General features: G+C 47.9%; 8 protein-coding genes and 1 pseudogene. 3 read left to right on the top strand and 6 right to left on the bottom strand.

The genetic code is table 11. The features are described from left to right. Positions 1–53: 53 nt before the first annotated feature. Positions 54–2,225, bottom strand: coding sequence for an ABC transporter permease subunit (locus tag AC3CIC_RS13080; protein WP_488514826.1), 2,172 nt, complete (start codon positions 2,223–2,225; stop codon positions 54–56). 240 nt (positions 2,226–2,465) lie between these two features. Between AC3CIC_RS13080 and AC3CIC_RS13085 the strand changes: the two genes are divergently transcribed. The 3 genes and pseudogenes from AC3CIC_RS13085 (at position 2,466) to ppx (ending at position 6,596) form a co-directional block, all read left to right on the top strand. Next, a complete protein-coding gene (locus AC3CIC_RS13085; protein WP_016960559.1) occupies positions 2,466–2,978 on the top strand; it encodes a glycine cleavage system transcriptional repressor in 513 nt (170 codons plus the stop codon). A gap of 15 nt (positions 2,979–2,993) precedes the next feature. Beyond that, positions 2,994–5,095: pseudogene (gene ppk1, locus AC3CIC_RS13090) on the top strand (polyphosphate kinase 1). Then, the gene (ppx, locus tag AC3CIC_RS13095) at positions 5,088–6,596 is read left to right on the top strand and encodes an exopolyphosphatase (protein WP_488514827.1); all 1,509 of its coding nucleotides are present in this window, start codon (positions 5,088–5,090) and stop codon (positions 6,594–6,596) included. Before ppk1 ends, ppx begins: the two are co-directional and overlap by 8 nt. A gap of 134 nt (positions 6,597–6,730) precedes the next feature. Here ppx and AC3CIC_RS13100 read toward each other — a convergent pair whose 3' ends face one another. The 5 genes from AC3CIC_RS13100 to sbcD all read right to left on the bottom strand — a co-directional run bounded on the left by AC3CIC_RS13100 (position 6,731) and on the right by sbcD (position 14,788). Continuing rightward, positions 6,731–7,681, bottom strand: a complete 951-nt coding sequence (locus AC3CIC_RS13100) for a PstS family phosphate ABC transporter substrate-binding protein (protein ID WP_488514828.1) — start codon at positions 7,679–7,681, stop codon at positions 6,731–6,733. After that, positions 7,675–8,970 (bottom strand): phosphate regulon sensor histidine kinase PhoR, encoded by a 1,296-nt coding sequence (gene phoR, locus AC3CIC_RS13105; RefSeq protein ID WP_016960563.1) that lies wholly within the window; start codon positions 8,968–8,970, stop codon positions 7,675–7,677. Before phoR ends, AC3CIC_RS13100 begins: the two co-directional genes overlap by 7 nt. A 62-nt stretch (positions 8,971–9,032) precedes the next feature. Beyond that, positions 9,033–9,722 (bottom strand): phosphate regulon transcriptional regulator PhoB, encoded by a 690-nt coding sequence (gene phoB / locus AC3CIC_RS13110; RefSeq protein WP_016960564.1) that lies wholly within the window; start codon positions 9,720–9,722, stop codon positions 9,033–9,035. A 153-nt stretch (positions 9,723–9,875) separates the two neighbouring features. Next, positions 9,876–13,556, bottom strand: a complete 3,681-nt coding sequence (locus AC3CIC_RS13115; RefSeq protein ID WP_488514829.1) for an AAA family ATPase — start codon at positions 13,554–13,556, stop codon at positions 9,876–9,878. After that, positions 13,553–14,788, bottom strand: a complete 1,236-nt coding sequence (gene sbcD / locus AC3CIC_RS13120) for an exonuclease subunit SbcD (RefSeq protein WP_488514830.1) — start codon at positions 14,786–14,788, stop codon at positions 13,553–13,555. Before sbcD ends, AC3CIC_RS13115 begins: the two co-directional genes overlap by 4 nt. Positions 14,789–14,821 lie beyond the last annotated feature (33 nt).

The following is a 14,821-nucleotide window of genomic DNA, read 5'->3' on the forward strand; positions in this document are numbered from 1 at the left end:
CACTCCTAGATAAGCGAGTTGCTAAAAACGAGATGCTACCGAGAATGGATAAACTACAAAGCACGGTATTTATCTCTCAACTGCTGACGAACAAATTCGGCCACCGTATTAAATAAGAAGGTAAAGCTAAACAAAATAAAAGCCGTTAGGAACAAGACACGATAGTGCGAACTACCAACTTCCGATTCAGGCATTTCAACAGCGATATTTGCCGATAATGTGCGCAGACCTTCGAACGGGTTCCATTCCATCAACGGCGTGTTCCCTGTCGCCATCAATACGATCATCGTTTCTCCCACTGCGCGACCAAGCCCCATCATCACCGCGGAGAATATACCGGGACTCGCGGTAAGCAATACGACACGAGTGAGCGTTTGCCAATGCGTTGCACCCAACGCCAATGAGCCATTGGTCAAGTGGCTAGGTACAGAGAAAATGGCATCTTCCGCAATAGTGAAAATCGTTGGGATCACGGCAAAACCCATTGCCAGTCCGACCACGATCGCATTGCGCTGATCGAAGTTCACGCCCAGCACATCAGTGACAAACACACGGCTGTCACCACCCAGAAAGGTATTTTCCACCCATGGGCCGATCGCGAAAGCCATCGTTCCAATCGCTAAAATCAGCGGAATCAAGACGAAAAGATGCCCTCCCGGAGGCAACTTTTTACGCCAATTTCGAGGTAATGAAGTCCATACGACTGCCGTCGCCAAAAAGGATATTGGCATTGCAAAGAAGATGATAAATACGGCAGGCAGATGCGTTTCGACAATAGGTGCTAGCCACAGGCCCGCAAGAAAACCCAATATAACGGTGGGTAGCGCTTCCATGATTTCAATCGTTGGTTTCACGACTTTACGTAAGCCGGAAGGCATAAAATACGCCGTATAAATCGCGCCGCCAACAGCCAGAGGGATCGCAAATATCAACGCATAAGCGGCAACTTTTATGGTGCCGAAAACAACAGGGACGACACTTAACTTGCCCTCAAACGCCTCACTGCCAGACGTTGACTGCCAAACATAGTCAGGTTCACTATAACCTTCATACCAAACTTCTTTCCATAATGATGTAATGCTGACATCAGGATGAGGATTGTCGACGTCTAAGAGTGTGATCACCTGATTCTGTTCGACTAATAATCGGTCTGCACGCGGGGAAAAACTCATCGCGTCCACATCACTCGCCAGCATTGGGAAATCAAACCCAAGCCACGTTTCACTCGGCGCGTGCCAAAGTGACAATTCACCACTGCCAGCTAGATTTGCGAAAACATTTCGGTGCGCTTCAACAGCCAAATGCCCATTCGGTGTCGAAAACTCTCGCACCATGGTCAATGTTCGCGCGTTAGCTTTCACCACATCAAACCACTGCCCAATAAGGCCATCTTCAAGTCTCACCAACAGTGAATGCCCTCCCGCCAGCAAGGTCATCGATTCTGGCAACTGTCCCGTCACCGTCTTGATGTTCACCGTCTCACGTAGAGACACCTTTTTCGCAGAAAGGTTATAGATATTGAGTTCCTCTCCCACCAGCTCAAATAGCTTCCTCCCATTCGGTGTTACCAATACAGAGGCATCACCTTCCGTGGGAATCGCGACACGCAATGATTCCTGCCCCGATTGCTGAGCGACTATATGTAAAGTGTCACCCACAATGCCCGCAACGACACGATCATCACCATTCAAGGCGAAAGAAACACTGGAAACAGCCTCACTTGGCACTCCTAACTGGATACGGTCAAGGGGGTTAATATCAGGCGTGAAGCTACGCTCCCCCTCTTTGTAGTGAGCAAGAAAACGTAGCCGTTGAAATGACACAGAGCCATCGCCCAAACCATATGCGCTGACACTACTCGAAGGATTTGGCGAGAAAAAACTCGTCGGCGATAATGCCAACTGTCTTTGAATCAATACTTCATGAGGTGTGGTCAATGAGAATACGGTCAGATCACCCGCATCTGAATAGCGAAAGCCGATCTGGTTATTTTCGTCCATACCAATTTGAACAGGAGCATCGGACACACCTAAGTCAAATTGCTCACCCAGAGTCACATCTGGATTTTTGAAAAGAGGAAGAACAACATAAGCGAGGTAGAAAAAAATTAGCAACAATGCAAATAACACCAAAAGACCGCCCCCTGTTACAGATAGGCGAGCAAGCTTGTCTTTAAAACGCCGACGAGGATCTCCTTGAGTCAGCGAATGGGTGGCGTTTGCCATTGGTACCTCTTTTCCTAGATTAAGCGGCCTATAATATTTCTATTTGATGACAAAAATGTGACAGCCCAGAAATATAGACCAAGTTGCCTAGCTGAAATAAATCTGTAATAAAACATGTTTAGCCTCGCTAACATTGATGTGTGGCACAGAACGGAAGTGCTCATTAATGCAGCAGTGGACACGCTTTCATGCAAATCTAATAATGAAATTTCATTCCGCTGTATACGTTAAGGACCAACCATGAAGCAGTTAGTTATTACCTTGATCGGCACCGATCGCCCAGGTCTCGTAGAAACGCTTTCTGATACCGTATTCAAGCATCACGGCAATTGGCAGGCGAGTAGCCTAAGTAAGCTCGCGGGTAAATTCGCGGGTATCATTCAGATAGACATTAAAAATGATGATGCAAAAGCATTGTCCATTGCACTGGATAACATCTCCGAACTTGATGTTCTTATCACCGATGCACCTCATCAATCCGAACCAGACTCTACAACACACTCTTTGACAGTCACAGGCAATGATCGCCCGGGGATTATTCAAGAAGTGACTCGCGAAATTGCAAAATTTGGAATAAACATCAACAACCTGGAATCTACTGCACAAAGTGCCGCTAATTCAGGTGGTGTCATTTTCATGGCAGATTTCGATTTAGACATTGCGAATACAACGTCATTGGACGATCTTGGCGAGGCATTGGAAGGCCTATCTGATGATCTGATCGTGGAGTTTGACGTCAACGATATTCATTAGCAGGAAAAGGGAAGAATGAGCGCTGATAATTGTTACATAGATAAAGAACTCAGTTGGCTATCCTTCAATGAAAGGGTGCTGCAAGAAGCAGCAGACAAAAGTGTCCCTATCATTGAGCGGGTTCGATTTTTGGGTATTTTCTCCAGTAATTTGGATGAGTTTTATCAAGTGCGCTTTGCTGATGTGAAACGTCGAATCCTGATCAACGAAGAACAGGGTATCGACAATACAGCTAAAGAATTACTCAGCAAAATTCAAGACAAGGTACTGAAGCTTAATCAAGACTTCGACCATCTATACAATGACATTCTATTGGAGATGGCTCGTCGACACATTTTTCTGGTTAACGAGCTTCAACTGACTGAGTATCAGCAGAACTGGCTAAAAAGGCACTTTGTCAGCAATCTTCTTCCCCATATCACCCCCATTATTCTTACTGACGATATGGATTTGCTTTCTTTCCTCAAAGACGCATATTCCTATCTTGTGGTCGAACTCAAAAAAGAAGATCAAGCCACGCGTTATGCGCTGATTGAAATCCCCACGGATGAAATTGAGCGCTTTATTAAAGTGCCTGAACCCAAGGTCGCAGACGTCGACGAAAAACCATCATTCTTCTTGATAACATCATTCGGCTCTGTCTCGATGAAATATTCCAAGGCTTTTTCGATTATGACAGCGTTGAAGCCTATGCGATGAAAATGACGCGCGATGCTGAATATGATCTCACCAACGAAGTCGATCATAGTCTGCTAGAAAACATGTCAGACAGTCTCGACCAACGCATAACCGCACTGCCTGTGCGTTTCGTCTACCAGCGAGACATGCCCAAAGCCATGGTCAAGCGCATTATCAGAATGCTCCGGATCTCGGACTATGACAGCGTCTTGCCTGGTGCGCGCTACCATAATTTCAAAGACTTTATTGGTTTTCCCAATGTCGGCATGCGCTATTTAGAAAACCCCCCATTGCCCCCCATTGAATCTGCTGACTTTCGTCAGTCCGGCAATGCGTTCGATGCCATTCGCTTACGCGATATACTGCTTTACTACCCGTATCACACCTTCCAGCACATGACAGAGCTCGTGCGTCAGGCTTCTTACGATCCCAAGGTGCGTAGCATTCGCATCAATGTTTACCGCGTGGCAAAGAAAAGCCGCATCATCAATTCGATGATAGATGCAGCCAACAACGGCAAACGGGTCACCGTGGTAGTCGAGTTACAAGCGAGGTTTGATGAAGAAGCCAACATAGAATGGGCTCGCGTATTAACAGATGCGGGGGTGAAAGTCGTCTTTGGTACACCAGGGCTTAAAATCCACTCCAAGCTTTGCCTTATCTCACGCCGAGAAGAGGACGGCTTACGTGAATACGCGCACATCGGCACGGGTAATTTCCATGAAAAAACCGCTCGTCTTTACACCGACTTTTCCCTGTTCACCGCCGACAAGTCCATCACCACTGAAGTCAGAAAGGTGTTTAACTTCATCGAAAACCCCTACAAACCGGTCAAATTCAATCACCTCATCGTGTCACCTAGAAACTCACGAAGCCGATTGTACAAATTGATCGATCGCGAGATTGAACATGCAAGAGCCAAGCGTAAATCCGGCATTACGTTGAAAGTGAATAATCTCGTTGATGTTGGCTTGGTGAACATGCTGTACAAGGCCAGTAATGAGGGCGTAAAAATACGCATGGTCGTGCGAGGCATGTGCTCTCTGATCCCTGGCGTTAAGGGATTAAGTCAAAACATTCGGGCAATCAGTATCGTCGACCGCTTCCTTGAACACCCTCGCGTTTTTGCATTTGAAAACGGCGGAGAGAGAGACGTTTATATTTCATCTGCCGACTGGATGACACGTAACATCGATAACCGCATTGAAGTCGCTACCCCCATCAAAGATCAGCGCTTGAAAGACCGCATCATGGATATCCTTGAAATACAGTTTTCCGATCGTGCCAAAGCACGCGTTTTGGACAAAGAAATGTCCAATGCCTATGTAAAACGCGGAAATCGCAAAAAAATACGCTCGCAGATTGAAATTTACGATTACCTTAAACAAATGGAGAGAACTGAAAAACGACGGTTAGCGGACAAGCAGAAGAATGAGTGATACCACCAATCCTGAAAAGCCACGAGAGATCGCAGCCATTGATCTCGGTTCAAACAGTTTCCACATGGTCGTTGCCCGTGTCGTCGGTCAAGGGCTTCAAATTGTCAGCCGCCATAAACAGCGAGTTAGACTAGCTTCTGGTCTCGACAACCATCAGAACCTCGACAATGCCGCAATTAACCGCGGCATTGAATGCTTAGCCATGTTCGCCGAGCGTTTGCAGGGATTTGATCAGGAAAACGTGCGTGTCGCCGCAACCTTCACCTTACGCGAAGCAAAAAATAGTCATGTATTTTTGCAACGAGCTCAGCTTGCTTTCCCCTATCCCATCGAAATCATTCCTGGCGTTGAAGAAGCAAGACTGATTTATTTAGGCGTTAGCCATACGCAGCCAGGAGAAGACCGGAAGTTAGTTGTTGATATTGGTGGGGGAAGTGCTGAGTTAGTGATTGGGAAAAATTTCAATCCCGCCTTGGTTAACAGCAAACGAATGGGTTGCGTCAGCTTTAACGAGCGCTTTTTCAAAGACGGACAGATATCACCAAAACGCTTTGCATCCGCACAACTTGCTGCGGAATTGAAGCTCGAGGGCATGGCTCGCCAATACATCAAATATGGCTGGGAGGAAGCGGTCGGATCTTCTGGCACCATCAAGGCAATACGAGAAGTGTTGATTGCCAGTGGTCATGACGACGGCATTATCACCCGCAAACGTCTTGATGGTTTGATTGAACAAGTACTGGCGTTTAAGTCGAGCGACGAATTAGTGCTTCCAGGTCTATCACCAGACAGACAGCCTGTTTTCGCCGCGGGACTTGCTCTTCTTTTAGGGGTATTCCACGCATTGAATATCGAAAAAATGGTTTTCTCTGACGGCGCTCTTAGAGAAGGTCTTCTCTATGAAATGGAAGACAGATTCCAACACAGTGATATTCGAAGCCGTACCGCCGCCGATCTCGCTGAGCGCTATCACATCGACCAAGATCATGCCGAGCGCGTTCAACAGGTAGCCGAAAACGTCTATTTACAAGCGGAACCTCAGTTGGGTCCCAAGAAAGCAGAATTGGTGATCCTCATGAGCTGGGCCGCGCTGTTGCATGAAGTCGGTCTGAGTATTTCACATTCAGGCTTTCACAAGCATTCCGCATATATCCTACAAAACACCAATTTATCGGGCTTTAACCAAGAGCAACAAACCGTATTGGCGACACTGACACGGTTTCATCGTAAAGCGTTGAAACTGGGTGAAATGCCTGAGTTTGCACTGTTCAAACTAAAACATATTTTTCCGCTCATTCGTGCCTTGCGCCTGGCTTGTGTGCTTAACGTTCAGCGCTCTGGTGATCCTCTACCGGATGTGAAACTAGAGGCCAATGATGACCATTGGTCACTCGTTTTCCCAGAACATTGGCTTAGCCAGAATCGCTTACTTGCTGCTGATCTTGAGACTGAACAAGCCTATTGGGCTGCTGTAGGCTGGACACTGACCATTGCGAAATAGCCTTTGAGGCTACTGAGAAAATAAAAACAAAAAAACCGATCAAGCGTTGGCTTAATCGGTCTTTTCACTTTTGTACTTATAGCCAGACCAAACCTTTCTATGCCAATTATTCGCGACCAATCTCGGTTAGCAACTCACTGCAAATCCAAAGCTGTTAATTGCTCTTCTATGACATTTTCAGGCAACGGTACAAAGCCTTCAGCGGCAGCAAGTTCTTGCCCCTGACGCGACAACATGAGCTTTATAAACTCGGCTTCCATAGGTGCTAAAGGTCTATTTGGCACTTTATTTAAGTAGACATATAAGTAGCGTGATAGTGGATAGACGCCGGAGGTGACGTTATCGACAGTGGCATACACAGATTCACCGTCCACATCCAGCGGCAACATTTTAGCCCCTGCCGTACGATACCCCACCCCTGCATAACCCACCGCATTGAGCGATGAACTCACCGACTGCACCACAGAGGCAGAGCCCGGTTGTTCGTTGACGTCGGCACGAAAGTCGCCATCACATAGTGCTTTATCTTTGAAGAAGCCGTATGTGCCCGAAACGGAGTTACGACCAAATAGCTGAATGTTACGTTTATCCCAGCTTCCACCTAGTCCTAACTGCCCCCACTTTTCAAAACGCTCAGTTGAACCGCAGCGCAATGTTTGAGAAAACAATGCGTCAATTTGCGTCATATTGAGCACTGTCAGCGGATTATCCTGATGAACAAAAATCGCCATCGCATCAATGGCCACTTTGATGGCTGTTGGCGGATAGCCATATTTACGTTCAAACAATTCGACTTCTCGCGGACGCATTTGGCGACTCATTGTACCGAACTGTGCCGTTGCCTCAATTAGCGCCGGAACAGCAGTCGATGACCCTGAGGTTTGAATTTGAACATTCACGCTAGGGTAGTACTTTTTGAACAACGCTCCCCACTGTGTCACCAAATTGGCCAAAGTGTCAGAGCCCACGGTAGATAGGTTGCCAGAAATACTATCAGCGCGATGATAAAGCGGCAGATGATCATCTGCCGACGCAACGCCACCAAGCATCAAAAAACCAATGGCGACGAAGGCCTGCTTTAACATGCCAACCGCTCCGGTAAGGTAAAGGAGAACACGCTGCCTTTACCGACCTTGCTGTATATCTCGAGTTCCGATTCATGATGATTCAGAGCGTGTTTTACTATCGCTAATCCCAAACCACTGCCGCCAGTTTCACGGGATCGCGCTTTATCGACCCGATAAAAACGCTCCGTTAGGCGATCGATATGCTGAGGTGCAATTCCTTCTCCGCTGTCTTTCACTTCGAGGCGTGGACCTTGAGGCGTTCTAAACCAACGCACGGCGATCTTCGCACTGGCTGGCGTGTGTTTAACCGCGTTGTAAACCAAATTAGAGATAGCACTTCGCAGCTGATCGTCGTCCCCAAGCACACTAAGTGAATGGTCAACGTCAAATTCAAACTCATGAGCTTGATCGCCACTGAGTGCTTGAGCTTCTTTTTGCAGTACATCCAACATGGCAGGAACATTCACTTTCTGATCAAGCGCGATTTTCACACTGGCTTCGATTTTGGAGAGCGTAAGTAGTTGCTCAACCAATCCCTCCATACGCGTCAATTGCTCTGTCATCACGCCGTGTGCTTTATCCCACATCGGGCCCACCAGCATGTCAGGATCTTCTGCCATTTCTAAGTAGCCACGAAGCACTGTCATGGGTGTCCGTAATTCATGAGAAACGTTGGCGAAGAAATTCCGACGCATACCTTCAAGCTGTTTAAGCTGCGTAATGTCACGCACGACCATCAGATACTCGCCTTCCGCGTAAGGCATGGTACGAAACTCGAGAGTTTTCGATACATGTAGCGGTGAGCGCATCTCGAATGCTTCACCGAGTTCTGCTCGGCTCAAATATTCAATGAATTCAGGCGTACGGATAAGGTTGCCAATATACTGACCGGCATCATCGGGCATGCGAAAGCCAAGAAGATCTTGTGCCAGCTTGTTACACCACACAATCGACCCATCGTGTTCAAACACCACAACGGCATCGGGGAGTGATTCTGCACCGTTACGGAATCGACGGATCAGGTTAGCGAGCTCTTTACGACGGCGACGGTTACGTTTCTGCAACCGATAAATACCATTGAACAGCGGTGTCCAACTGCCCGAACCCGAAGGCGGAGTGAGACTGCGCTCTTTCCACAACCAATCAGAAAGCTTGAGTTGGTGATAAAAGTTCCACAACAGAACAAGTACAGTAGCGAGCAGCAATAGCCAAGGCAGACCGCCAAAGAACCAGCCAATCACAAACCAAGGTAAATAAAAAAAAGCCAGCTCTAGGGCCAGCTTTTTCCATGTGAGTCTTTCGACCATCTATGTCTCCATCAGGCCATCCCGTGGCCAACGGATAGCAACATGATTATTAATTTGTCAGGCTAGGCGCGCGTTGAGAAACGGTAGCCAGCACCACGCACTGTCTGAACCAGTTTGTCGTGCCCGTCTTCTTCCAGCGCTTTTCGCAAACGGCGAATATGCACATCTACGGTGCGATCTTCTACATATACGTTGGTACCCCAAACGTTATTGAGAAGCTGCTCACGGCTGTAAACGCGCTCTTGGTGGGTCATGAAAAAGTGCAACATCTTAAATTCTGTTGGACCCATATCCAGCGGTTTTTCATTCGCAGTCACGCGGTGAGAAACAGGGTCAAGTTTCAAGCCCTGAACGTCTATAACATCATCCAAAGAGGTCGGCGATACACGACGCATCACGGCTTTTAATCGCGCCATCAGCTCTTTAGGTGAAAAAGGTTTAGTGATGTAATCATCTGCGCCAACTTCTAAACCACGAACTTTGTCTTCTTCTTCGCCGCGAGCGGTAAGCATCACAACAGGGATTTGACGAGTCAATTCATCGCGTTTTAGGTGCTTGATCAGGTTGATCCCTGATCCACCCGGCAACATCCAATCCATCAGGATCAGTTCAGGGTAAGGCTCGCAGATTTTTTCCAGAGCACTGTCATAGTCTTCTGCTTCTACGGCCTGATAGCCTTTTTGTTCCAGTACAAAGCACAGCATCTCGCGAATCGGCGCTTCGTCTTCGACAACAAGAATCCGTCTTACCATTATTTCATACCCAGTTAACTTATGATTTATGGGCGCCATTATGTGATTCTATTATGACAGTTTTGTGACCTTTCGCGATGAATGCGTGTACAGACATTGCTAGATTATGTCGACTTATCCCTACACACCACGAAACATACGGTCTATAGCAGATTACGCTCTCGTGACTCGATAGTCACTTTCTAGCTCGCTAATTCCCAATCCGGTCTTTTTAGATACGCGCAATTGCGTCGGGATCCGCTCTTTCATCGCTTCGATATGACTGATCACCCCAATCATCTTGCCGGATGCGTTTAAGCTATCCAGTGCATCCAAAGCAATATCCAAGGTTTCGCTGTCTAGCGTGCCAAATCCTTCATCAAGGAACAGAGAATCAATGCTGGTTTTGTGGCTCACGAGATCAGAAAGCGCCAATGCTAACGCCAAGCTGACCAGGAAGCTTTCGCCGCCTGACAGGGTCTTCGTGTCACGTTCAATATCGCCCTGCCACGTATCGAGCACACTTAATTCTAACCCCTCACCCTGCTTGCGATTAAGTTGGTATCGACCATGAATGCGATCCAACTGTTTGTTCGCGAGGTACACCAGATTATCCAGTGTTAAGCCTTGGGCAAACTTACGGAATTTATCGCCCTTTTGTGAACCGATCAGCGAGTGCAAATACTGAATATCATCATAGTCAGCACGAAGGCGTTCAATCTCAGCAAACAAGGCTTGTTGATTCTCTCGACGTTGCTTGTCAGATGACAACTCATTACTTAGCTCACCACTGCGTTTTGCCAATTGGTTAAGTACGTCAGTTTGCGCCTGAAGCGCAGTTTCTACTTCATCGAGTGGCGTTTGCTGCAATCGTTCTGCGTTTTCATGAGCCAATACCTCTGCCACATGATTTTGCGCTTTTTGAAGCAAGACTTTCGCCACTTCTAACGCATGTTCTAGCTGGCGCTTTTCTACCAACAATTGCTGCTTTTCATCTTCTGGCAATAAGGCTGATTGGAAGGCATCCAGTGATGAAAAAGGTGAAGCAAGTAAGCGTTCATTCCACGTTGTTTCTTTGTTTGCTGTGTCTTCTTTCTGGCTATTGAGTGCTTGTTCTAAGCTGCTCACTTCCGCTTGTATCGCGCGCAAATCACCTTGGCATTGTTGCGCTTGCTGCTGAGATAACGTCAGGGCTTGTTCTGCGTTCGCCAATTTCACTGCACTATTATGTCGTTCTTGCTCCGCCACTTTGTCGCCGAATAGCGCGTCTCGCTGTGCTTTCGCTCCATTCAATACACCGAGCAGTTTTTCGCTGTCCGCTTGCATGGCTAACCGCTGTTCGTTCAATGCGATTAACTCACGAGATATGCCCGCGAGTTCAGATTCCAACAAAGCCACCGCTTTTCCAAGTGCGTCTTTACGCTGCGTGTTTTGATCCCATAACTCCGCATCTTGCTTTCTTTCCTCAAGCCAGGTTAACAGCGTGTCGGCATCAGGCGCGGTGTAACCGCTATCCACAATTTCGGTGTTCAAGGCAGCTTGTAAGGTATCAACTTTGTCTAGGCGCAGGCGCTTGTCTTCTTGCAAGCGGTGTAGCTGCTGTTCATTATTTTTTATAGTTAACGTCAGCAAAGACAGAGCTTGCTCAACACCCGTTTGAACGCGTTCTGCGTCATCCCATTGCTGCTTCGCGAGTTGAAGATGCTTGTCTTGGTCTTTCAGTTGAGCCAGCGTTTGCGTCAATGTATCTCGGGCTTGTTTTTGCTCATCAGTGATGGCCGTAAACGCGTCTTTCTGCTGTATCGCCAATGCCATAGCCAATGCAGAAGAGGTTTCGGCCCATTGGTGTTCTAATACTGCCTGTTGAGATTGTGTGCGCGCTAATTGCTGATCAAGCTCAGTGACGTAACGCTTGCATGTTTCCAGCTTTACGCCTGTTTCTTTGCCTGTAATTTCCAGCTGACTCAATACTGTTTCTGCATCGATTTTCTGTTGAACGGTTTCTGATACATTCAGCACCGCACCAGTCAAAGCAGGATGTTCGGTCGAACCACACAGCGGACATGCTTCTTCAGGCTGAAGTGCTGCGCGGTACTGAGCAAGGTGCTCTTCTTGACTGACAAGTTTGCCAAGCGCGTCAATAAGCTGCTTTTTATCTTTGAACTGACCGCGAAGTGCCACCAGTTCTTGCTCTAGGGTTGTCGCCAACACGGTTTGCTGTTCAAGTAGTGTTCGTTTCTCGACATTGTCTTTATCGATATCAATCCACTGCTGTTGCCACTGACTCAACTGGAAGTGCGTTGAAAGTTGCGTGTTGAGCTGCTCACGCTGCTTATCGATGGCTTCCACATCACCCTTTGCTGTCGCTTCTACAAAGGCATGCTGCAAGGCTTCCCAGTGGCGTTTTGCCGAATCACTGGCTGCAACTGCGGCACGCTGCGCCTGCTGATCTTTCTCTGCTCGAGCCTTGTCAGCATTCAGTGACTCGTTAAGCGTTTTTTCTTGCTCGGTAAGCGCCCCCATGGCGGATTGTTCTTGTTGGATCTGCTGACCCATTTGTGCCCATTGACCAAGGTGCTGCTTGAGCATTCCCGCCGATTGATGCTCGCTAAGGTAAGCTGTCACCACTCCCAGCGCTTGGGTTTGCTCCTCTAGAATTCGCACTTTTTCATCACGAACCGAGGTTTGATCAGCACACTTGGTTTGCAGTGCCAGGCTCTGCGCAGAGACCTCTTGGTGACGCTGGGTGCTGTGTTTTATCTCAGCATCAAGAGGCATGACTTTTTCGGTGATCAGTGCATCAAGCGCTTGGTGCTGCGCTTTTGTTTGCGTCAAGATTTCTTGCGCTACCGTCAGGGCTTTTTCTGCCGTCTCGCTTTGCACTGTGCTGGTTGTCAGCATATGCTGTTTCGCCGCAAATGCTTCGGCACTTGATGCACTTTTCTGCATCGCTGTTTGCCATAATTCGTAAGGCATACGCAGCTTTTCAGCAGGTTCACTGTTTTCTAGTTTTTCAATGCGCGGCTGGGCAGCATCCCAATTTGATTGGGCAAGATGTTGCTGCTGTTCAGCTTGAGTCTTTTCTTGCTGGCTCTTTTGGTGCTCTTTCCACCACGCAAGATGAGCTGTCAGCTCGACTTGTCGTCCTTGCTGGGTTTTGTGGTTAGCATCCGCATCTGCCAAGGCCTTTTCGACTGCCTCGACTTCTTCTGCACTCAGCAGTTGAACACCTTTGGCTTCCGCTTCCTTTTGGCTAAGTAAAAGCTTCGCTGCCGCAAAATGCTCGTGCACTTTCTCTGAAATTCGACCGTAGATCTCCGTGCCCGTGAGTTCTTCCAATAACTCCGCACGTTCGTTTTCTTTGGCATTTAAGAAAGCCGCAAAGTCACCTTGCGACAACATCATGGATTTCGTGAATCGCGAAAAATCGAGACCTGTGATGTCTTCCACCAGCTCATTTTTTTGCTTCACTTGTGTTGCCAGCACCTTGTCGGTTTTCGCATCGACCAACTCAACATCGGCCTGCTGCAAGTTACCGTCAACCTTGCCGCGAGAACGTCGCATGCTCCAAAACGCGCGATACGGGTGGCCTTTCACTTCGAATTCCACTTCCGCGGCACACTCAGCCGTGCCGCGAGTCATGATTTCGTTACTTGAGGTAGAGATCAGCCCCAATCGCGGTGTTTGGTGATAAAGCGCCAAGCAAATAGCGTCCAACAAGGTGGTTTTACCTGCACCGGTCGCGCCCGTAATGGCAAACAAGCCATTGTCTACAAATGGCGTTTGGGTGAAATCAATTTTCCATTCGCCTTTCAGCGAATTCAGGTTTTTAAAACGTAAGCTGAGGATTTTCATTCGCTGGCCTCCACATGCTCAACTTCCGCGACGATTTGCGCGAATTGAGTTTGAATGCGTGCTTTGCGTGCTTCCTCTACCTCTCCGTCAAACACTTCTAAGTCGAGGCGTTTTTGGAAAACATCTTGCGGGGTTAATTCTGCCAAGGTTTCTTTTGCCTCTTGGGTCAGCGCTTGCGATTTTTGTGTGCGAGCACGTTGTAGCTGAAGCACTTCCACATTGAGGCCTTCGGTAAGAAGCTGAATGCGTTGCTGCAGGTCAGACAAATAGTCTTGCACCGAGACTTCAATGTGCAGCCAAATAGGTTTTGGATCATCATGATCTTTTAACTCGGAAAGCTGTACTTCAATCTCTTCCAGTGACCCTTTTAGGACAGCCATAGGCTGAAAGCTCGGCACATTGATTGGTTCAATGCTTTTGCGCTGTTCACCGTCGAAATCCACCAGCACCACTTGCTTGCTAAATTTGAGCTCATCAAAACTCAAGGGAATGGGCGATCCGCTGTAACGAATATGCTCGGACTTGGCAACAATTTGAGGGCGATGAATGTGCCCCAAAGCAATATAGTCGGCTGGGGGAAAACCATCCGCGGCAAAGCCATCGAGCGATCCGATATAAATGTCACGCACCGATTTAGACGGGCTCACGCCCAATGCGGTTAAATGCCCGGTAGTAATAATGGGAACTTGCCATTGGTGTTCATCGCGAAGCGCGACCGCCGCTTGATAAAGCGCGTGATAATGGGCCTTGATAGCATCGCCTAACGCTTGGCGTTTTTCAGTGCCCGACTCGCCAGCGCGGCTGATCATCACATCACGAGGGCGCACAAACGGCACGGCACAGACAATCGCGCCGACATCGCCCGCTTTGTTTTTCAGCGTCAGTAATTGGTCTTGAAGATCATCGCTGGTATTGGCCACCACTTGTGTATGAAGGCAGGCCAATACGGATTTAGACTCTTTTAGCGTCGATACCGAATCATGGTTTCCGCCTAAGACAATCAGTGAGCAGTGACGTTGACTAATCGATACCACAAATTGGTTATACAGCTCTCGGGCATAACTTGGCGGTGCGCCCGTATCAAACACATCTCCCGCAACAATAACCGCATCGATTTGGTGATCATCGATCTGGTCAAGTAACCAATCGAGGAAGGCTTGGTGCTCGCTTCGACGACTTTTCGTGAAGAAGTTTTGCCCTAAATGCCAGTCAGAAGTGTGGAGTATTTTCATTGCCGTTTGTGTGCTCGCTGTTTTAGATCTGCG

The sequence above is a fragment of the Enterovibrio sp. QJM3NY_24 genome, from assembly GCF_057786035.1.